We start from the raw sequence: 20,923 nt of genomic DNA on the forward strand, positions 1-20,923 counted from the left end.
TTCCCGCCGGATGTTGGCGCGCTGCTGAGCCCGATCCCGCCCTGGTGGCGGGATCGATGTTTTCAGCGATTGCAAGGATTGGGAAGCGGGGCAGTATTGGATACAATCGCTGGCATGACATTGACCTCATTCAACCCGATTCCTCATTACACCGTGTCCTCGGGCGAATTGCCGCGCATTGCGCTGCTCGCCACGGGCGGGACGATTGCGGGCAGCGCGGCCGACGCCACGCGCACCGCCGGTTATCAGGCCGGAGCGCTCGGTGTTCAGGATCTCCTCGCCGCCGTGCCCGCGCTGGGTAACGTGGCCCACATTCACGCCGAACAGGTCGCGCAGATCGACAGCAAGGACATGAGCGTGTCGCTCTGGCAGAAGCTGGCCGCTCGCGTGAACGCCTTGCTGGCGCAGCCCGATGTGGCCGGTGCCGTGATTACGCATGGCACCGATACGCTCGAAGAGACGGCGTATTACCTGCACCTTACGATCAACAGCCGCAAGCCGGTCGTCATGACCGCAGCCATGCGGCCCGCGACGGCACTCTCGGCCGACGGCCCGCTCAATCTGCTCAACGCCGTGCGCGTGGCGACCGACCCGATTTCGGCCGGACGCGGTGTGATGGTCGCCATCAACAACCAGATCCACTGCGCACGCGACGTCGTCAAGACGAGCACCTACAAGGTCGACGCCTTCCATTCGCCGGAAATCGGCGTGATCGGCTGGGTGCAGGACGAGCGCGTGGCGTTTCAGCGCGAACCGCTCCAATATCACACCGTCGAGAGCGAATTCGTCGGGCTATCCGGCGAGTTGCCTGCGGTGGAAGTGGTATCGAGTTATGCGGGCGTGTCGCGCATTGCGGTCGACGCGCTGGTGGAAGCGGGCGTGCAGGGCATTGTGGTCGCCGGGACCGGCAACGGCTCGCTGCACTCGCTGTTGCAACAGGCGCTGGCCGAAGCGGTGCAACGCGGTGTGACGGTGGTGCGTGCGTCGCGCGTGGGGAGCGGTCACGTCATGCATAACGGCGCTGCGCCGGACGATCAGTACGGCTTCGTGAGTACCGGCAACCTGCATCCGTACAAGGCGCGCGTGCTGCTGATGCTGGCGCTGCAAGCGGGCGTGCCGCGCGAGCGTATGCAGAGTCTGTTCGACGAGTATTGACGCGTATTTAGTCGAAGCAAAAAAATACGGCGCGAGTCGCGCTTTCGCTCGACTGGCGCCGTGACGCTCGGCGTGGCGTCTGTCGACGCGCTCGCCCCATTTCCCACCTCTCCCTGCTATTGCTTGCGGCTTTTCTTGAGGCCGCTTTCTTCGTCTTCTCGCGAAATACGCGGTGCGGCTTCGCGCCGCGACACGACATCGCGGCGGGGCCTGTCTTTCAGTCTCAGGCGACGGTGTGGTTCGCGAGCATTTCCAGCGCGCGCACCATGCCCGAGTGATCCCATGCTGCGCCGCCGTTGGCTGCGCAGGCATTGAACAGTTCTTGCGCCGTGGCCGTGTTCGGCAGCGACACACCGAGGGTCTTCGCCGTTTGCAGCGCCAGGTTCAGATCCTTCTGGTGCAGTGCGATGCGGAAGCCCGGTTCGAAGTTGCGCTTGACCATGCGCTCGCCGTGCACTTCCAGAATGCGCGACGAAGCGAAGCCACCCATCAGGGCTGCACGCACCTTCGCGGGATCTGCACCGGCCTTCGACGCGAACAGCAGGGCTTCGCCCACGGCTTCGATCGTCAGTGCGACCACGATCTGGTTGGCGACCTTGCAGGTCTGACCGGCACCGCTGTCGCCCACGAGCGTGATGTTCTTGCCCATCAGTTCGAAGAACGGCTTCACGTCGTCGAACGCGGCTTGCGAGCCACCGACCATGATCGACAGCGACGCGGCCTTCGCGCCGACTTCGCCACCCGAGACCGGGGCGTCGAGGTATTCACAGCCGAGTGCCTTGATCTTCTTGGCGTATTCCTTCGTTTCGATCGGCGAGATCGAGCTCATGTCGACGACGATCTTGCCAGCCGTCAGACCTTCAGCCAGACCGTCCTGGCCGAACAGCACTGCGCCGACGTCAGGGGTGTCCGGCACCATCACGAACACGATATCGGCGCGCTTGGCCACTTCCTTGGCCGACGTGCAAACGGTGGCCTGACCGTCGATCAGGTCTTGCGGGGGCGTGCGACGCTCGTACAGGAACAGCTTGTGACCGGCGTTTTGCAGATGCTTCGCCATCGGCGCGCCCATGATGCCCAGACCAATAAAACCGAGTTGTGCCATTTCGAGACTCCTTGTTGCCAAAGTTTGAAGTTGTTGTTGCCGACCGTTGGACGGGTGGGGCTTGGGTGCGTGAGTGCTACAGGCAATGAGCGTTCACACATCCCCCGTGCTCCGGCCGCATGCCCCCTGCATGCGGCCGGCGGGGCCCTTCCTCGTCGAAACCCGGTCGGTTATTGCGAGGGTTACGCTGACTTAAGTTCGCTGACGTCGGCTTATGCGGCTTCGCGCAGGCCTGCGGCCTTGAACCAGCCGAGGCCGTCGGTGGTGGTCGTTGCGGGCTTGTACTCGCAGCCGATCCAGCCCGTGTAGCCAATGCGGTCGAGGAACGCGAACAGGTAGGCGTAGTTGATCTCGCCCGTGCCAGGCTCGTTGCGGCCCGGGTTGTCGGCGAGCTGCACGTGAGCGATGCGCGCCAGATTCGTCTCGATGGTCTTGGCGAGCTCGCCTTCCATGCGTTGCATGTGATAGATGTCGTACTGCAGGAACAGGTTGTCCGAGCCGACGGCGTCGAAGACTTCCAGCGTCTGCTTCGTACGGTTCAGGAAGAAGCCAGGAATGTCGTACGTGTTGATCGGCTCGACCAGCAGGCGGATGCCCTCGGCCTTGAGGGCGTCGGCGGCGAAGCGCAGGTTGCCCACGAGCGTTTCGGTGGCGGCCTGCGTCGACAGATCGGCGCCTTGCTTGCCCACGAGGCAGTTCAGTTGCTTCACACCCAGCGCCTTGGCATAGGTGATGGCTTCGCCCACGCCGTCGCGGAATTCGGCCACGCGATCGGGGAAGATGGCGATGCCGCGCTCGCCTGCATCCCAGTTACCGGCGGGCAGGTTGTGCAGCACGAGGTCGAGCTGATACTGGTTCAGCTTGTCGGCGATCTGGTCGCGATGAAACGCGTACGGGAACAGGAACTCCACGCCGCGAAAGCCCGCTGCGGCGGCCGCCTTGAAGCGGTCGAGGAACGGCACCTCGTTGAACAGCATGGTCAGGTTGGCGGCAAATTTCGGCATTGCGCTGACTCCTCTCTCTCTTTTTTAGGGGGTGGTTTCGACGATTCGATGCAAGGGTGAATGCTGGGTGAAGCTAAGGTAATGCGGAGTACTGCAAGGTTGCGGAGCGTATGCTTTGGCCGTTTCACGGGGTCTAGCCGAAAGCGGAGGGGACGCATGCGCCCCGCAAACCGTTGGCAGTGCTGGCGGGCTTATGCCGACACTGCGTCGTCTTCTTCCACAACGTCGACGATTTCTTCGAACTCGTTGATGTTGTTGATTTCGGTGCCCATCGCGATGTTGGTCACACGCTCGAGAATCACTTCCACGATCACCGGCACGGAGAACTCGGCCATCAGCTTGCGTGCCTGAGCGAACGCGGGCTGAATGTCGTTCGGCTGGAACACACGGATCGCCTTCACGCCGAGGCCTTCAGCCACCTTCACGTGGTCGACGCCGTAACCGTTCACTTCCGGCGAGTTCACGTTTTCGAACGCGAGCTGCACGCAGTAGTCCATGTCGAAGTTGCGCTGTGCCTGACGGATCAGACCCAGGTACGAGTTGTTCACCACGACGTGGATGTACGGCACCTTGAACTGCGCGGCCACGGCCAGTTCTTCGATCATGAACTGGAAGTCGTAATCGCCCGAGATGGCCACGACGTCCGACGACGGCGATGCGACCTTCGCACCGATGGCGGCCGGCACGGTCCAGCCCAGCGGGCCTGCCTGACCGCAGTTGATCCAGTGGCGCGGCTTGTTCACGTGCAGGAACTGTGCGGCGGCGATCTGCGACAGACCGATCGTCGAGACGTAGCGCACGTCGCGGCCGAAGAAGGCGTTCATTTCCTGATACACGCGTTGCGGCTTGATAGGCACCTGATCGAAGTCCGAGCGGCGCAGCATGGTGCGCTTGCGCTTCTGGCAGTCGGCAACCCATTGCGAGCGGTCCGGCAGACGACCGGCGGCCTTCAGTTCCTTGGCGACTTCGACGAACAGCGTAAGGGCGGCCTTGGCGTCGGAGACGATGCCGTAGTCCGGGCCGAACACGCGGCCGATTTGCGTCGGCTCGATATCGACGTGCACGAACTTGCGACCCTGCGTGAAGACATCCACGCTACCGGTGTGACGGTTTGCCCAGCGGTTGCCGATGCCCATCACGAAGTCGGACGCGAGCATCGTGGCATTGCCAAAGCGATGCGACGTTTGCAGGCCGACCATGCCGGCCATGAGCGGATGGTCGTCGGCGATGGTGCCCCAGCCCATGAGCGTGGGCACGACCGGCACGTTCACCGTCTCGGCAAATTCGACGAGCAGATCGGCGGCGTCGGCGTTGATCACGCCGCCACCCGACACGATGAGCGGACGCTCCGACGCGACCAGCATCTGAATGGCCTTCTCGGCCTGTGCACGCGTCGCGGCAGGCTTGTACACCGGCAGCGGTTCGTACGTGTCGGGATCGAATTCGATCTCGGCGACCTGCACGTCGAACGGCAGGTCGATGAGCACCGGACCCGGACGGCCCGAGCGCATCAGGTGGAACGCTTGCTGGAACACGCGCGGCACAAGGGCCGGCTCACGGACCGTCACGGCCCACTTCGTGACCGGCTTGGCGATCGACTCGATGTCGACGGCCTGGAAATCTTCCTTGTACAGGCGGGCGCGCGGCGCCTGACCCGTAATGCACAGAATCGGGATGGAGTCGGCTTGTGCCGAGTACAGGCCGGTGATCATGTCCGTGCCTGCGGGGCCCGACGTTCCGATACAAACGCCGATGTTGCCAGCTTCTGCACGCGTGTAGCCTTCGGCCATGTGCGATGCGCCTTCGACGTGGCGGGCGAGCACGTGCTCGACGCTGCCAGCCTTGCGCAAGGCCGAGTAGAACGGGTTAATGGCGGCGCCGGGCACGCCGAATGCGGTAGTGATGCCTTCCTTCTCCAGCACGCGGACGGCGGCCTCTACGGCGGTCATCTTGGCCATGTGACTCCTCCAATGGGTAATGACGAATACGGGACTTATAGGGATGAATCTTGTTGGAGGTCACTTTAAGCCGGTACGATTTGTTTGATAAGATCACAAAAGATCGTTTTTTTAAGAACAAAAAGTATCGAATGGAGACGCGATGGACCGCTACAAACAGATTGAAACCTTCGTGCAGGTGGCCGAAGCCGGCAGTCTGGCCGCGGCGGCGCTCAAGGAGGGGGTCTCGCCGGTGATCCTCGGGCGGCGCATCGACGCGCTCGAAAAGCGTCTCGGCATCAAGCTCATGTACCGTTCGACGCGCCGGCTGGCGCTCTCGGAAGAGGGCGGCGCTTTTCTGGAGCGCTGCAAGCAGTTGCTCGGCGACTGGGAGATGGCGGAGAACGAAATCAGTGCCGGTCGGCACGCCGTCTCCGGTCACCTGATCGTTTCGGCCCCAGCGGCGTTCGGCCGCAAGCACGTCGCCCCGCACGCGCCGGCGTTCCTGCGCCTGCATCCCGAAGTGCAGATCTCTTTCAATCTGACGGATCGCGTGGTGGATATCGTGCGCGAGGGCTACGACATGGGGATTCGTATCGGCGGCTCCGTCGACCCGAACTTCGTTGCAGTCAAACTCGCGCAGAACCGGCGCGTGGTGTGCGGCACACCCGCGTACTTCGCGCGCCACGGCCGTCCCAAGACGCTGGAGGATCTGGCGAAGCACAATTGTCTGGCGTTCAACCTTCAGGGCGGGCAACAGCGCGGCTGGTACTTCAAGCGGCAGGGCAAGCTCGTGACGATTCGCGTAGCCGGTAGTCTCGACTGCAACGACGGCGAGTTGCTGCACCGCTGGGCCCTCGAAGGGCTGGGACTCGGCTGGCGCTCGACGTGGGAAATCCAGCGCGAGTTGCAGTCCGGGGAGCTGGAGACCGTGCTGGACGAATATGCGCTGCCCGATTACGACATCCTCGCCGTATACCCACAGCAGCGCTTCCAGCCCGCGCGGGTGCGGCTGTTCATCGAACAGTTGCGGCAGATTTATGCGCGTCCGAATTACTGGCTGGAGAACGGCTGATCGAGTGGGAGTTGATGCTCGACATGAAATCCGCTAGAATCGCGGGTTCTGCAACCTTGCTGCACTGGTTCTGACGCCCAGGCAGCTTTGTCCATAAGGAGCACCCTATGCGTCATTATGAAATCGTATTTATCGTTCACCCCGATCAGAGCGAGCAAGTGCCTGCAATGATCGAGCGCTATCGTGGCACGGTCGAAACCCGTCAGGGCAAGATCCACCGCGTCGAAGACTGGGGCCGTCGTCAACTGGCTTACATGATCGAAAAGCTGGCTAAGGCTCACTACGTTTGCATGAACATCGAATGCGACCAGGAAACCCTGGACGAGCTGGAACACGCATTCAAGTTCAACGACGCCGTTCTGCGCCACCTCGTCGTCAAGATGAAGAAGGCTGAGACCGCACCGTCGCCGATGATGAAGGAAGTGGCCCGCGAAGAAGCCAAGAAGGCTGCCGCGACGCCCGCGACCGAAGCTGCTGCTTCGTAATTAGCGCACCGGAACGCATCAGGGTGCCAACGGAAACATTGAACGCGTGAATCGCTTACGGCTCGAGGCCAGCATCGTCGAAATCGGCACGCTGCGCTATACCCCGGCCGGGCTTCCCGTGATCGATGTCACGCTGGCGCACGAGGGAACTGCCGAAGAGGCGGGCGTGGCCCGTCAGGTCGAGTTCTCGATACCGGCAGTTGCGATCGGTCCCATCAGTGCCAAAGTCATGGCATTGGGACTCGAGAAACCGGCCCAGTGGGCAGGGTTTCTGGCTAAGAAGCATCGCAATAGCCGCACCCTGGTGTTTCACATCACAGCATTGCAAGCATTTGAAAAGGATTGTTGAACATGCCGCGTCCTAACGGTAAAAACAAGAAGTTTGATCGCCGCCGCCAACAGCAAAACCCGCTGTTCAAGCGCAAGAAGTTCTGCCGCTTCACCGTCGCTGGTGTCGAGCAGATCGATTACAAGGATGTCGAAACGCTGAAGGACTTCATCGGCGACAACGGCAAGATCACCCCGGCTCGCCTGACGGGCACCAAGGCGCACTACCAGCGCCAGCTCGATACGGCCATCAAGCGTGCGCGTTTCCTCGCGCTGCTGCCGTACACCGATCTGCACGGTGCTTAATCGCCAGTCGACGAAGGAGAATAGATAATGCAAGTGATTCTGCTGGAAAAGGTCGTCAACCTGGGTAACCTGGGCGACATCGTGAAGGTCAAGGATGGTTTCGCACGTAACTTCCTGATCCCGACGAAGAAGGCTCGCCGCGCCACCAAGGACGCGATCGCCGAATTCGAAGTTCGCCGCGCCGAACTGGAAAAGGCTGCCGCCGACAAGCTGGCTGCTGCTCAAACCGAAGGCGAAAAGCTGTCGGGTCTGACCGTGCAAATCTCGCAGAAGGCTGGTGTTGACGGCCGTCTGTTCGGTTCGGTCACCAACTTCGACATCGCCGAAGCCCTGGGCACCCAAGGTTTCAAGGTTGAGAAGATGCAAGTGCGTCTGCCGAACGGCCCGCTCAAGACCGTGGGTGATTTCCCGGTTCAAGTGGCGCTGCACACCGACGTCGTGATCGACGTCACCGTGTCGGTGCTGGGCGAGCACGCCTAAGTCGTACCCGCGTCAGCTTCCCGACGCGATTAAAAGACGGAAGTCGGAGTACCGGCTTCCGTTTTTTTATGTCCGTCCGTTCCGTTGTGTTGGCTGCCGGAATATCCGGTCGCCGGTCTCGCATTGCCTTACGCCGACCGCCTCCCGGTTGCTCGCTCCCTTCCATCCAAGTCATCGTTCGATAGCGCCACCTTATGCTGCCTCCAGGGAAACTGCTGAACAAACAACGTCCTGAAAAGTCGTCGCGCAAGCGCGATTTTGGCGGGGCCGACCGGGATCGCGGGGACGGTATAATGCCCGGCATGAACGCGCCCGATCCCCAGCTCGATTCGCTCAAGGTGCCACCGCACTCCATCGAGGCGGAACAATCCGTGCTCGGCGGTCTGCTGCTCGATAACAGCGCCTGGGATCGCATCGGCGACTTCTTGTCCGAGTCGGACTTCTACCGCTACGACCATCGTCAGATCTATCAGCACATCGGCCGTCTGATCTCCAGCGACCGACCTGCCGACGTGATCACCGTCTTTGAATCGCTCACCTCCGCTGGCAAAGCCGAGGACGTGGGTGGACTGGCCTACCTGAACGCCCTCGCGCAGAACACCCCGAGTGCGGCGAACATTCGCCGTTACGCGGAAATCGTGCGCGACCGTGCGGTGCTGCGTAAGCTCGTGACGGTGGCCGACGAAATTGCTTCGGATGCTTTCAATCCGCAGGGCAAGGAAGTGCGTCAGATGCTCGACGAGGCGGAGGCGAAAGTCTTCGCGATTGCGGAAGAGGGCTCGCGCAGCACCAACGGCTTCCTCGAACTGCAACCGCTGCTCACGCAAGTGGTCGAGCGTATCGATGAGCTTTACCACCGTGAAGGCGGCAGCGACATTACCGGTATTCCGACGGGCTTCGTCGATCTGGATCGCATGACGTCCGGTTTCAACGGCGGCGATCTGATCATCGTAGCCGGTCGTCCGTCGATGGGTAAGACGACGTTCTCGATGAACATCGGCGAACACATCGCGGTGGAAGAGGGCTTGCCCGTTGCCGTGTTCTCGATGGAAATGCCGGGGACGCAGCTGGCCATGCGTATGCTGGGTTCGGTGGGGCGCCTCGATCAGCATCGTCTGCGTACCGGCAAGCTGGTCGACGAGGACTGGCCGAAGCTCACGCACGCGATGCAGAAGATGAACGAGACGCAACTGTTCGTCGACGAAACGCCTGCGCTCAACCCGATGGAACTGCGTGCGCGTGCGCGACGTCTGGCACGTCAGTGCGGCAAGCTCGGTCTGATCATCATCGATTACTTGCAGCTGATGAGCGGCTCGGGCGGCGGCGAAAACCGTGCGACCGAAATTTCCGAAATTTCGCGTTCGCTCAAAGGCCTTGCCAAAGAGTTGAACGTGCCGGTGATTGCGCTCTCGCAGCTCAACCGAAGTCTCGAACAACGCCCGAACAAGCGTCCGGTCATGTCGGATTTGCGCGAATCGGGTGCAATCGAACAGGACGCCGACATCATCCTGTTCATCTACCGCGACGAAGTCTACAACCCCGACACCCCGGACAAAGGCACGGCCGAAATCATCATCGCGAAGCAGCGTAACGGTCCTATCGGCCACGTCCGTCTGGCGTTCATCGGTGCCTACACGAAGTTCGACAATCTGGCCGGTCCGCAATACTGACGCACCGATTTCCATCTGTTCGGATGCGCATGCGGCATCGCATGCCTCCGACGAGGTAGAATGTGACGTTTTTGTGTCGACCCGTCCCCTATTAATACCCGGAGTTTCCTCATAATGTTCGGTCGCTTCATGCCCACCGAGGGCAAGTTCTTTGACCTGTTCAACCAGCACGCGGCGTGCATGGTCGCAGGCAGCCGTGAGCTGTCCGCCATGCTCAACGACCTGCCAAACGCCGAGGCACGTACCGTTGCCGTGCAGAACAACGAGAAGAAAGCGGATCGCATCACGCACGAAACCATCGACTTGATGCACAAGACGTTCATCACGCCTTTCGACCGCGACGAGATCCATAAGCTGATCAGCACGATGGACGACATCCTGGATCTGATGGAAGACGTGGCGACGGCCGTGTGGATGTACGACATCAAGAGCGTGCCGTCCGAGGCCCGCATGCTGGGCGAAATCTGCGTGAAGTGCTGCGAGCGTGTGCAAAGCACCGTTGCACTGCTCAACGACATGGATCGCGCCCGCGAAATTTTGAAGTTCTGCGAGGAGATCGACGGTCTCGAATCGGAAGCCGACCGCCTGCTGCGCGCATCGCTGTCGAAGCTCTTCCGTGAAGAGGCTGACGTGAAAGAGCTGATCAAGCAGAAGGCTGTGTCCGAATTGCTCGAGTCGGTGACCGACAAATGCGAGGACGTTGCCAACATCATCGAAGGCATTGTGCTGGAAAACGCCTGAGCGGAGACTTTCGATGGCAACGCTGCACATCAGCCTTTGGCTGGTCGGACTATTGATCGCACTGGCGCTCCTGTTCGACTTCATGAACGGTTTTCACGACGCCGCGAACTCGATCGCTACGGTGGTCTCGACGGGCGTGCTCAAACCGCATCAGGCGGTGGCTTTCGCCGCCATGTTCAACGTCATCGCGCTGTTCGTCTTTCACCTGAAAGTCGCAGCGACGGTGGGCAAGGGCACGGTACACCCCGAGATCGTCGATCACTATGTGATCTTTGGCGCGCTCGTGGGCGCTATCGCCTGGAACATCATCACCTGGTACTACGGTATTCCGTCGAGTTCGTCGCACGCCCTGATCGGTGGTCTGGTCGGCGCGGCGGTGGCCAAGGCCGGCACGGGCTCGCTCGTAGCGAGCGGCCTGCTGCAAACCGTGGCATTCATTTTCGTCTCGCCGCTGCTCGGTTTCGTGCTCGGTTCGTTCTTCATGCTGCTCGTGTCGTGGCTGTTCTTCCGCACGCCACCTGCACGCGTGGACCGCTGGTTCCGTCGTCTACAACTGGTGTCTGCCGGTATGTACAGCCTCGGGCACGGCGGTAACGATGCACAGAAGACCATCGGCATCATCTGGATGCTGCTGATCGCTGCGGGCATGTGGCCGCAGGAAGCTGCCGAGCCGCCGCTGTGGGTGATCATCGGCTGCTATCTGGCGATCGGTCTGGGCACCATGTTCGGTGGCTGGCGGATCGTGCGCACGATGGGTCAGAAGATCACGAAACTCAAGCCGGTCGGTGGTTTCTGTGCCGAGACGGGCGGCGCGTTCACGCTCTTCTTCGCATCGTGGCTCGGCGTGCCGGTCTCGACGACGCACACCATCACGGGTGCTATCGTCGGCGTGGGCGCGACCCGCAAGCTGTCGGCAGTGCGCTGGGGCGTGGCAGGCAACATCGTCTGGGCCTGGGTGCTGACGATCCCGGCATCGGCATTTATCGCCGCTATCGCCTGGTGGGTCGGCAAGCAGATCCTCTGACGGATTGGGCTGCCGAATAGAAAAAGCGGCTTCGGCCGCTTTTTTTGCGTCTGCGCTAAGTGCTGGGCCGGGGGATTGAAGGCGCCAATCGACGCCATCGGGAGAATCAATTTCAATAGATTATTGTGATTGATTACTATTTTGTCATAGCGTTTTATTCAATCACACCGGAGGCTACTATGACGACATTGATTCAATCTCTGCGCCACCGTCCGTTGAGCATGCTGATGGGCGCGGCCATCAATATCGGTGGTGCAGCAACGCTGCTCGCCCATCTGCGCTGATCCCTGGCGCATCGCAGCCACCAGAACGGAGCGTGTATGCAACGCGATGCGTTCGAGCGAGAACTCGCCAATGAAGGCTTCACGGCGTTCGTCACGGTAACGAGAGAAGCGGGCGGGCTCGACACGCATACGCATCCGTTCGAAGCGAAGGCGCTGATTCTGTCCGGCGAGATCGTGATTCGGGTGGGCGACGTCGAGCGTCGATATGGCAAGGGCGACGTCTTCCATCTGGCCGCCGGAGAGCCGCATGCCGAACGCTATGGTCCGGCAGGCGTGCAGTATCTCGTCGGGCGGAAGTGATTACATCGAGCTATTAGCGAAGCGGGCGATCGGGTCGTCGTCCTGCGAAGGCGATGCCGTGAGATTGGCCGTGCTGCTCGGCGATGCAGTCTGAGGTATGCCGAGGGGTGAGGGTGTCGCTGCCGTCAGCGGGCGGTTCGGTGGCGGGCTGACCGGTGCCGTCGTGATCGTCGGTGCCGGGATCGCTGCTGGCGCTGCCGCAACCGTATCGGGTGCCGAGCGATTGACGTAGGTCGTATTGCCCGCCGGTGCCTTGTTGGCTGCGACGCGTCGTACACCGTCGATACGCTTCGCCCAGTACGGGATGAAGATGCTCTCCAGCCGCACCGTGCCGCCCGAATTCGGCGCGTGTACGAATTTCCCCTGTCCCACGTAGATGCCCACATGCGAGTGGGCGCGTCCCGTCGTGTTGAAGAAGATGAGATCACCCGAGGCGAGGTCGTCGCGTTCGAGCACGGTGCCGATGCCGCTCATGTCGGCGGTCGTGCGCGGCAGATTGACGCCAGCTGCGCGCGCCACCACATAGCGCACGAGGCCGCTGCAATCGAATCCGGAGTCGGGGGTGTTGCCGCCGTAGCGGTAAGGAATGCCAACGAGGCTCATCGCTTCGAGCGTGATCTCCTCCTGACCTGCGCTGCGCTCGGGGCCGACCGTGCGATTCCCGAAGTTCGCGTTGCCGCCTTGCCGGACCGTCGGACCCGAGGAGCACGCGGCGACGAGCAGCGTGAGCGCCAGTACCCCAGCCGAGCGCCACGGTACCCATGAAATCTGGGGGGACGTTGCGAGCTGCGTCGTGCATCGGGCCATCGGACGAGTCGGAGATCGAGACATGCTCAGAGGGCGCTGGATTCGCATGCGCTGAGTTTACGACGCTTAGCGCACGAATGCATCGCAAAAGTGCCCAAATCCGGGCGTTCTGTGGCATCGACGTCACAAATTCGCCGCTTGTCGGACGATTTTGCCATCTTGGGCCGATGCCTTATGAGGTGTCGCACGCGGTGTCCCGACCATAAAAAACGGCGCCCTAAGGCGCCGTCGTGTTGAGCGTCGAAGCGCTCGATGGCATGGACCGACGTCAGAGAATTTCCGCCGCGTAGTCCGCCAGCCGCGAACGTTCGCCGCGCGCGAGCGTGACGTGTCCGCTGTGACCCCAGCCCTTGAAGCGATCCACCACATACGTGAGGCCCGAGCTGCCTTCGGTCAGGTACGGCGTGTCGATCTGTGCGATGTTGCCCAGACAGATCAGCTTGGTGCCGGGACCTGCGCGCGTGACGAGCGTCTTCATCTGCTTCGGCGTCAGGTTCTGCGCCTCGTCGATGATGACGAACTTGTTCACGAACGTACGACCGCGCATGAAGTTCATGCTCTTGACCTTGAGTCGCGAGCGAATCAGTTCCTGCGTGGCCGCACGGCCCCATTCGCCAGCGGAGTCGTCGGTCTTTTGCAGCACTTCGAGGTTGTCGTCGAATGCACCCATCCAAGGCTGCATCTTCTCTTCCTCAGTGCCCGGCAGGAAGCCGATATCTTCACCGACGGGCACGGTCGCGCGCGTGATGATGATCTCGTTGTAACGCTTCTCGTCGAGCGTCTGCGCCAGACCGGCGGCGAGTGCCAGCAGCGTCTTGCCGGTGCCTGCCTGACCCAGCAAGGTGATGAAGTCCACTTCCGGATTCATCAGCAGGTTCAGGGCGAAGTTCTGCTCGCGGTTGCGTGCCGTGATGCCCCACACATTGTTCTTGTGATGGCCATAGTCACGCAGCGTTTGCAGCAACGCCGTCTTGCCGTTGATCTCCCGCACTTGCGCGTAGAAGGGTGCCTCACCGTTGTTCGTCTCCAGATAGACGAACTGGTTGATGAGGAAATTCGCGCAAAGCGGCCCGGTGATGCGATAGAACGTGGTGCCTGTTCGATTGTCCTGCCAGCTTTCCATGCCCTTGCCGTGCTTCGTCCAGAAGTCCGGCGGCAAAGCCATCACCCCCGAGTAGAGCAGATCGCTGTCCTCGAGCACCTTGTCGTTGAAGTAATCTTCTGCGGGCAGGCCGAGTGCATGCGCTTTGACACGCATGTTGATGTCCTTCGACACCAGCACGACCTGACGATCGCGGAACTTGTCCTGCAGCGCGCGCACGACACCGAGAATCTGGTTGTCGGCCTTGCCTTGCGGCAGACCTTCGAGCGGCGGAACGTCGGGCAGATCGGTCTGGAAGTACAGACGCCCGGTGGCATCCTTGTTGCCGAGTCGCGAGAGTGGAATGCCTTCGGCCATCGACTTCGTGCCGCTTTCCGCGACCAGCCCGTCGAGCGTGCGGCTCACCTGACGCGCATTGCGCGCCACTTCCGACATGCCCTTCTTGTGATTGTCGAGCTCTTCCAACGTCATCATCGGGAGATAGACGTCGTGCTCTTCGAAGCGGAACAGGCTGCTCGGATCGTGCATGAGCACGTTGGTGTCGAGCACGAAAAGTTTCGCCGGTTCCTGATCTTTACCGCGTGTACGTTTCGAACCCTGGCCCGTCGCCGTCGACTTCACGGCCTTGAGGGACGGGCTGGCGCCGCTGGAGTCTGCCGAAGGCGGCGACTGGGGCGAACGTGCAGCGGGCGACGGCTGTGGTGCAGTCTGCGTCGCCGGAGCGGTTTTGGGGACGACCTTCAACTCAGTCGCGCTGGCGGCTCCCGCAGCACCAGACGTTTCGCCCAGTGCTTGTTGTTCAGACGAGGGGATCGGTTTCTTGGCCTCCGTGCGCGAAGGTTTGAGGCGAGTGGGGAATTGTTCCGGGGCAAGCAGCGAGCCCGGTTTGGTCGGCGCCGATGGCAATGGCATAGATTTCCCGTTCAAGAAAACACAACACTACTCGGCCGGGACAAACGGCAATACATCACGTCCCGGCAACAAAAAAGCCGCCTGCCCGGACGCACCGGAGAGGCGGCTTGGCTGAAGGCGCCGCCGTGGCGACGCCTGCAATAGTCTCGTTCAATGCGCTTGATCATTACGGCCGACTATAACGTCTCTTGCCGTGCTTGTATAGCGTCGAATGCCCTCACTGGCGGTCGCTATCGGCCCCTGCGCAACACCGGCCCGAATAGCGCTCGCAAGCGTGCCCGACGACCCGCTTCATGCGAGTGTCATGCACGCTTGCCGGTTCAGATCGCCTGCACGGCGGCCAGCACGTCCGCCACGTGATCGGGCACACGCACACCACGCCATTCCTTGCGCAGAACCCCTTTCTCGTCGATCAGAAACGTGCTGCGTTCGATCCCAAGATGTTCTTTGCCATACAGTTTTTTCAGCTTGATGACACCGAACAATTTGCAGACCGCTTCATCGCCATCGGAGATCAGCGGGAAGGGCAGTTCGAGCTTGTTCTTGAAGTTCTCGTGCGAACGCAGGCTGTCGCGAGACACGCCGACGATCTGTGCCCCGGCGGCCTGAAACTGGTCGTAGTTGTCGCGGAAGTTCATGCCTTCCGTCGTGCAGCCGGGCGTGTTGTCCTTCGGGTAAAAGTAGATCACCACCTTCTGGCCTCGATGGGCCTTGAGCGAAAAATCGCCGCCGGTGGCCGGTGCGGTGAAATCGGGCACGGGAGTGTCGATGGCTACCGTCACTATGGTCTCCTTGGGTGGCCTCGCAGGGCCGGTTCGGAAAGTCGTTCGAATATGGGGGATGGCTCAGGCGGCCTGGCCTTCCAGAATCAGATCGCCGGAGCGGCCCGGAATCTCGCCCCACACGACCGGATGTGCGGGCAGTGCGGCAAGATCCAGCGTTGCGTAATAGTCGCCCATCGTGACCAGATCGTGGCCCTGTCGACGCCAACCGGCAAGCAACTGACGGAACAGCGGTGCCAGCTTCTGACCTTCGAGTTCCGCGTGAAGCGTGAACACGTGATCTTGCGCCGGATCGCGGGTCAGGGCAAGCAGATGCTCGGCCACACCGTTGATGTCGCGGCCGTCGACGCCCAGCAACTCGTCTACCGTCGGCAGGGTGGTGGGCATCTGGACGTGGTTCAGACGCACGCCGTCGACGATCGGGTAGTGCGGGGCGTGACCGCGCCCGTCCGACGAATACTTCATGCCCCAGGCATCGATCTGACGGAACGCGTGGTTGTTCATTTGCCAGCCGGCTGCGCCGTGCGTGAGCGGGGGTGCACCGAAGATCTGCGCGAATCGTGCGTGCGCTTGCGCCATCTGGTGCTGCGTCCATGCCGCGTCGCGCGTGCGCACGTTGTCCTGCCAGTACGTGTGATCCCAGGTGTGGATGCCCGTCTCGTGGCCAGCGCTTTGCACGGTACGCATGACGTCCGCCGCACGCTTGCCGATATCCGGGCCGGGCAGCAGCGTGCCGTACATGAGCGTCTTGAAGCCGTAATGCTCGACCACCGACGTGCGCGAGACTTTCTTCAGAAAGCCGGGGCGGAAGACACGCTTGAGCGCCCAGCCCGTGTGATCGGGGCCGAGGCTGAACAGGAACGTCGCCATCGCCTCGTGTTCGGCCAGCGCGGCGAGCAGATTGGGCACGCCTTCGCGGGTGCCGCGCAGCGTGTCGACATCGATCTTCAGGACAATCTTGGCCATAGCCGCCCTTGAGTAGTACATCCAAGCCATCGCCGCCGAGGGGCGCGATGTCTCGAATGTCGAATCAAATTACACAGTCAAACTGCTGAGTCAAAAACGCCCGATGCGCCGAGGGCGCACCGGGCGTGTCGTGCGGTGTTCCGGTCATGCCGCCAGGTCGCGAGCGCGTCGCGGCGGCAGACTGGCGCAAGGCACTGGCGTTATTCGCCCTCGACCAGACGACGAGCTTCGGCGACGTGACCGCGATACGCTTCGAAAATCTTGCGCAGGGCATCTTCCATCGACGTCGTCGGCTTCCAGTCGAGTTCCTGCATCGTGTTCTCGATCTTCGGCACGCGGTTCTGCACGTCCTGATAGCCGTTGCCGTAGTAAGCACCCGACGTCGTTTCGATGAGCTGAACCTTCTTGGCCGTCTCGGCGTATTCCGGATACTCGCTTGCCAGCTTGAGCATCATGTTGGCGAGTTCGCGCACCGAGAAGTTGTTCGTCGGATTGCCGATGTTGTAGATCTTGCCGCTCGCAACCTTGTCCTTGTTGTCGATGATGCGCACCAGGGCGTCGATACCGTCGTCGATGTCGGTAAAGGCGCGCTTCTGGTTGCCGCCGTCGACCAGGCTGATGTTCTCACCACGGGCGATGTGGCCGAGGAACTGCGTGACCACGCGCGACGAACCTTCCTTCGGCGTATAGATCGAGTCGAGGCCGGCACCGATCCAGTTGAACGGACGGAACAGCGAGAAGTTCAGGCCTTCCTGCATGCCGTAGCCCCAGATCACACGATCCATGAGCTGCTTCGAGCAAGCGTAGATCCAGCGCGGCTTGTTGATTGGGCCGTAGATCAGCGGCGAGTTTTCCGGATCGAATTCGCCGTCGGTGCACATGCCGTAGACCTCGGAGGTCGACGGGAACACCAGATGCTTGCCGTACTTCACGGCCGAGCGGACGATCGGCAGGTTCGCTTCGAAGTCGAGTTCGAACACGCGCAGCGGGGCCTTCACGTAGGTGGCCGGCGTTGCGATGGCGACCAGCGGGAGTATCACGTCACACTTGCGAATGTGGTACTCGACCCATTCCTTGTTGATCGTGATGTCGCCTTCGAAGAAGTGCATGCGCTCGTGGTTGACCAGATCGCCGAGGCGATCGGTGAGCATGTCCATGCCATAAACTTCCCAGTCGGTCGTCTCCAGGATGCGCTTCGACAGATGGTGGCCGATGAACCCGTTGACACCGAGAATCAGGACTTTTTTCATATTACGGTCAGTGATTGAGCTGGGAAAACTGTGTCGGCGCGAGAGGCTTGCCGTCCAGCGTTAGTTCATGAATGACGATGGCATTTCCGTCGCCGCAAATGCCGAGGAGCGCATTATCCACTACTTGCAGTCCGCAGGGCAAACCGGCCGGGGCGGGCGAGCGGGACAGACGGGCGCGATTGACCACGAAACGGCGCTCGCCAACGTCGGTAAAGGCCCCCGGATAGGGCGGTGCGACGGCTCGGATCAGGTTGTAGACGCTCTGCGCCGACTGCGTCCAGTCGATTCGGCCGTCTTCGGGCTTGCGCCCTCCGAAGTAGCTGCCAGCGGCGAGATCGTTGGTCAGGCGAGGGGCGGTCCCGGCGATCAGGCCGGGCAGGCAGCGCCAGAGCGTCTGCTCGGCCGCAACCGTGACCTTCTCGAACACTTCGCCCGCCGTGTCGTCCGGCAGGATCGGCACCGACGTCTGGTCGATGATCGCCCCGGCGTCCGGCTTCAGCGCCATTTCATGCAGCGTGGCACCCGTTTCCGTTTCGCCTCGCAAAACCGCCCAATTGACGGGCACGCGCCCGCGATACTTGGGCAGCAGTGAGCCATGCATGTTGAACGCGCCGCGCGGGGCGATATCCAGCACGGCCACCGGGATCATGTGGCGGTAGTAGAACGAAAAAATAAAGTCCGGCGCGATGGCGCGGATACGCTCGGCGAGCGCGGGATCGGTCGGATCGTCAGGGGTGACGACCGGGATACCGTGCTCGGCGGCGACGCCCGCGACACTGCCGAACCAGATGTTCTCGTTCGGGTTGTCCTGGTGCGTGACGACGAGCGCGACGTCGACGCCGCGCGCGAGCAGCACTTGCAGGCAGCGAACGCCGACGTTGTGATACGCGAAGACAACCGCTTTGGTTGCCGACGTTACAGACGTATTGCTCATGACGTGTGCGACCCCAGCTCGGTAGCGCCGGTGCTCAGGGTGGCGCTCTGCGAGCCCGATTTGTCGCCATGAGCAACGGGGTGAGCGTCATGCGATTCGTGGGCCTGCAACACTGCTTGCACCAGATAGCGGGGACGCTGGCGAACCTGTTGATAAATACGACCGATGTACTCGCCGAGCAGGCCCATGCCGAACAGGATCACGCCCAACAGGCAGAACGTCACGGCGAACAGGGTGAACACGCCCTGAACTTCCGAGCCGAACAGGAAACGTCGTGCCATCAGCACGACAAACAGTACGCCTGAGGCGGCCGACAGCGTGATACCCACGCCCGAGAGCCATTGCAGCGGTACGACCGAGAAGCCGGTGACCAGATCGAAGTTCAGGCGAATAAGCGCATAGAGCGAGTACTTCGACTCTCCGGCAAAGCGCTCTTCGTGGGCGACGTCCACTTCCGTCGGGTTTTGGGCAAACGTATAAGCCAGCGCCGGAATGAAGGTGTTGATCTCGCGGCACTGATTGACCGTATCGACGATGTGGCGGCTGTAGCCGCGCAGCATGCAGCCCTGATCGGTCATGCGAATGCGCGTGATGCGCTCGCGCAGACGGTTCATGGCGCGCGAGGCGTTACGGCGGAACCACGTGTCCTGACGGTTCATACGCACCGTGCCCACGTAGTCGTGTCCTGCGGCGAGTTGCGCCACGAGCTTGCCGATTTCTTCCGGCGGGTTCTGCAGGTCGGCGTCGAGCGTAACGACCCATTCGCCGCGTGTGTGCTCGAAGCCCGCCAGAATGGCCATGTGCTGACCGTAGTTGCCGTTGAACAGCACCACGCGCGTCACGTCCGGGCGCGCGCGATATTGTTCGGCAAGCATGGCCGCCGAACGGTCGCGGCTGCCATCGTTGACGAACACCACTTCGTAGGTCACACCCAGCTTATCGAGCGCCGGGTAAAGCCGTGCGAAGAGGGCGGCGAGGCCAGCCTCTTCGTTGTATACCGGGATGACGACGGAGAGTTGTGGTCGATTCATTTTTTGTAATCAGCGCAAATAGCGTTTACGGCTTCGCAGACGCGCGCAACGTCGGCATCCGTCATGGCGGGGTATAGCGGGAGCGTCAGGATGGCGCGGCCCAGACGTTCCGTATGCGGGAACTGGCCTTCCTTGAAACCCAGTGCACGATACATTGTAAACAGGTGGATGGCGGGGTAGTGCACACCGCTGCCGATGCCGCGCGCCTTCAACTGTTCCATGAAGCCCGCACGGTCAATCGTGAGCTGCGCCAGCGGCAGTTCGATCTGGAACATATGCCAGTTCGAATTCGTGAAATCGGCGCGCGGCAGGCCCACACCCAGCGCAACGGCGGCACCGCCCGCGAGCTTGTCGAAATACTGGCGTGCCAGTTCGGTGCGGCGATTGTTGAATGCTGCCAGATGCGGCATCTGGCCGAGGCCTACACGCGCGGCCACATCCGTCAGGTTGTACTTGCCACCCAGCACGTCGACATCCATGCCGTCGAGACCGAAACGGGTCACGCCCTGCAGACGGTACTTCTCGGCAAGACGCGCTTCGTCGTCGGTGTTGAACACCAGCGCACCGCCTTCGATGGAGGTGAGGTTCTTGTTCGGGTGGAAGCTGAACGAGACGAGATCGCCAATCGAGCCGATGCGTTTGCCGTTCCAGCTCGCGCCCATGGCCTGAGCGGCGTCTTCGACCACGCGCAGCTTGTGGCGGCGTGCGATGTCGTACAGGCGGTCCATGTCGACCGGCAGGCCAGCGAGGTAGACGGGGATGATCGCGCGGGTCTTGGGCGTGATCGCCTTCTCAAGCAGGTCGAGGTCGATATTGCGCGTGGCGGGGTCGACGTCGACGAAGACCGGCGTGGCGCCCACTTCGAGAATGACGTTGGACGTGGCGACCCACGACAGCGGCGTGGTGATGACTTCGTCGCCGCTTTGCACGCCGGCGATGCGCAGGCCGATTTCGAGTGTGGCCGTGCCCGAATTGAAGACGCGCACCGGACGTCCACCGAAATATTCGGAAAGCGCCTTTTCAAAGGCCTGTACTTGCGGCCCCGAGGTGATCCACCCCGAGCGCAGCACTTCGGTCACGCCGGCGATCGTTGCTTCGTCGATGCTCGGCCGCGTGAACGGGATGAACGGTTGATTCGGTTGGGAGGTTGCCGAGTCGCTCATGATGTATGACTAAGCCTCAAAATAGCTCGAATGTGCATGGAAAACGCGCAGGCCCTGTGGGATGCGCGTACGGCGATTTCCTC

At 61.7% G+C, this 20,923-nt stretch carries 21 protein-coding genes; 10 read left to right on the top strand and 11 right to left on the bottom strand.

From position 1 onward, the window contains the following. Positions 1-114: 114 nt before the first annotated feature. On the top strand, positions 115-1,155 hold the full coding sequence (locus tag NTU39_RS11775; RefSeq protein ID WP_257959872.1) for an asparaginase: 1,041 nt from the start codon (positions 115-117) through the stop codon (positions 1,153-1,155). Positions 1,156-1,378: 223 nt separating this feature from the next. Here the strand turns inward: NTU39_RS11775 and glxR are convergent, their stop codons facing one another. From glxR to gcl, 3 genes are all read right to left on the bottom strand, one after another. After that, positions 1,379-2,260 (bottom strand): 2-hydroxy-3-oxopropionate reductase, encoded by an 882-nt coding sequence (gene glxR / locus NTU39_RS11780; protein WP_150577825.1) that lies wholly within the window; start codon positions 2,258-2,260, stop codon positions 1,379-1,381. A gap of 212 nt (positions 2,261-2,472) precedes the next feature. Further along, positions 2,473-3,264 (bottom strand): hydroxypyruvate isomerase, encoded by a 792-nt coding sequence (gene hyi / locus NTU39_RS11785; RefSeq protein WP_150666353.1) that lies wholly within the window; start codon positions 3,262-3,264, stop codon positions 2,473-2,475. Between the two features lie 191 nt (positions 3,265-3,455). After that, on the bottom strand, positions 3,456-5,222 hold the full coding sequence (gene gcl / locus NTU39_RS11790) for a glyoxylate carboligase (protein ID WP_150666354.1): 1,767 nt from the start codon (positions 5,220-5,222) through the stop codon (positions 3,456-3,458). A 142-nt stretch (positions 5,223-5,364) separates the two neighbouring features. On the opposite strand from gcl, the gene NTU39_RS11795 reads away from it, so the two are divergent. From NTU39_RS11795 to NTU39_RS11835, 9 genes are all read left to right on the top strand, one after another. Further along, entirely contained in the window at positions 5,365-6,276 is a 912-nt protein-coding gene (locus NTU39_RS11795; protein ID WP_039398832.1) for a LysR family transcriptional regulator, read from the top strand. A gap of 107 nt (positions 6,277-6,383) precedes the next feature. Beyond that, positions 6,384-6,761: a 30S ribosomal protein S6 gene (gene rpsF / locus NTU39_RS11800; protein WP_150666355.1), complete on the top strand. Its 378-nt coding sequence runs from the start codon at positions 6,384-6,386 to the stop codon at positions 6,759-6,761. 46 nt (positions 6,762-6,807) lie between these two features. Next, a complete protein-coding gene (gene priB, locus NTU39_RS11805; protein WP_044455532.1) occupies positions 6,808-7,110 on the top strand; it encodes a primosomal replication protein N in 303 nt (100 codons plus the stop codon). 2 nt (positions 7,111-7,112) lie between these two features. Then, a complete protein-coding gene (gene rpsR / locus NTU39_RS11810) occupies positions 7,113-7,394 on the top strand; it encodes a 30S ribosomal protein S18 (protein WP_010803800.1) in 282 nt (93 codons plus the stop codon). A gap of 27 nt (positions 7,395-7,421) precedes the next feature. Further along, the gene (rplI, locus tag NTU39_RS11815) at positions 7,422-7,874 is read left to right on the top strand and encodes a 50S ribosomal protein L9 (RefSeq protein ID WP_150666356.1); all 453 of its coding nucleotides are present in this window, start codon (positions 7,422-7,424) and stop codon (positions 7,872-7,874) included. 302 nt (positions 7,875-8,176) lie between these two features. Then, positions 8,177-9,544 carry a replicative DNA helicase gene (locus NTU39_RS11820; protein ID WP_046293642.1) on the top strand — a complete coding sequence of 456 codons (1,368 nt, stop codon included), beginning with the start codon at positions 8,177-8,179 and terminating at the stop codon, positions 9,542-9,544. A 114-nt stretch (positions 9,545-9,658) separates the two neighbouring features. Further along, complete coding sequence (locus tag NTU39_RS11825; protein WP_150666357.1) at positions 9,659-10,285, top strand: DUF47 domain-containing protein; 627 nt, start codon at positions 9,659-9,661, stop codon at positions 10,283-10,285. A gap of 13 nt (positions 10,286-10,298) precedes the next feature. Continuing rightward, positions 10,299-11,309: an inorganic phosphate transporter gene (locus NTU39_RS11830; protein ID WP_039398821.1), complete on the top strand. Its 1,011-nt coding sequence runs from the start codon at positions 10,299-10,301 to the stop codon at positions 11,307-11,309. A 320-nt stretch (positions 11,310-11,629) separates the two neighbouring features. Then, a complete protein-coding gene (locus tag NTU39_RS11835; protein WP_257959873.1) occupies positions 11,630-11,893 on the top strand; it encodes a cupin domain-containing protein in 264 nt (87 codons plus the stop codon). Here NTU39_RS11835 and NTU39_RS11840 read toward each other — a convergent pair whose 3' ends face one another. The 8 genes from NTU39_RS11840 to NTU39_RS11875 all read right to left on the bottom strand — a co-directional run bounded on the left by NTU39_RS11840 (position 11,894) and on the right by NTU39_RS11875 (position 20,840). Next, entirely contained in the window at positions 11,894-12,700 is an 807-nt protein-coding gene (locus NTU39_RS11840) for a C40 family peptidase (RefSeq protein ID WP_257959874.1), read from the bottom strand. 268 nt (positions 12,701-12,968) lie between these two features. Beyond that, the gene (locus tag NTU39_RS11845; protein WP_150666360.1) at positions 12,969-14,714 is read right to left on the bottom strand and encodes a PhoH family protein; all 1,746 of its coding nucleotides are present in this window, start codon (positions 14,712-14,714) and stop codon (positions 12,969-12,971) included. A 320-nt stretch (positions 14,715-15,034) separates the two neighbouring features. Then, entirely contained in the window at positions 15,035-15,496 is a 462-nt protein-coding gene (locus tag NTU39_RS11850) for a peroxiredoxin (RefSeq protein WP_150666361.1), read from the bottom strand. A 63-nt stretch (positions 15,497-15,559) separates the two neighbouring features. Beyond that, positions 15,560-16,462 carry a polysaccharide deacetylase family protein gene (locus NTU39_RS11855; RefSeq protein WP_257959875.1) on the bottom strand — a complete coding sequence of 301 codons (903 nt, stop codon included), beginning with the start codon at positions 16,460-16,462 and terminating at the stop codon, positions 15,560-15,562. Between the two features lie 200 nt (positions 16,463-16,662). After that, entirely contained in the window at positions 16,663-17,712 is a 1,050-nt protein-coding gene (locus tag NTU39_RS11860; RefSeq protein WP_150666362.1) for a bifunctional UDP-4-keto-pentose/UDP-xylose synthase, read from the bottom strand. Positions 17,713-17,719: 7 nt separating this feature from the next. After that, a complete protein-coding gene (locus NTU39_RS11865) occupies positions 17,720-18,646 on the bottom strand; it encodes a formyltransferase (protein ID WP_257959876.1) in 927 nt (308 codons plus the stop codon). Continuing rightward, positions 18,643-19,677 carry a glycosyltransferase gene (locus NTU39_RS11870; RefSeq protein ID WP_150659211.1) on the bottom strand — a complete coding sequence of 345 codons (1,035 nt, stop codon included), beginning with the start codon at positions 19,675-19,677 and terminating at the stop codon, positions 18,643-18,645. Before NTU39_RS11870 ends, NTU39_RS11865 begins: the two co-directional genes overlap by 4 nt. Beyond that, a complete protein-coding gene (locus NTU39_RS11875; RefSeq protein WP_150666364.1) occupies positions 19,674-20,840 on the bottom strand; it encodes a DegT/DnrJ/EryC1/StrS family aminotransferase in 1,167 nt (388 codons plus the stop codon). Before NTU39_RS11875 ends, NTU39_RS11870 begins: the two co-directional genes overlap by 4 nt. Positions 20,841-20,923: the final 83 nt, after the last annotated feature.

This window comes from Pandoraea commovens (genome assembly GCF_024704525.1).
In the GTDB taxonomy this organism is placed as follows: Bacteria; Pseudomonadota; Gammaproteobacteria; order Burkholderiales; family Burkholderiaceae; genus Pandoraea; species Pandoraea commovens.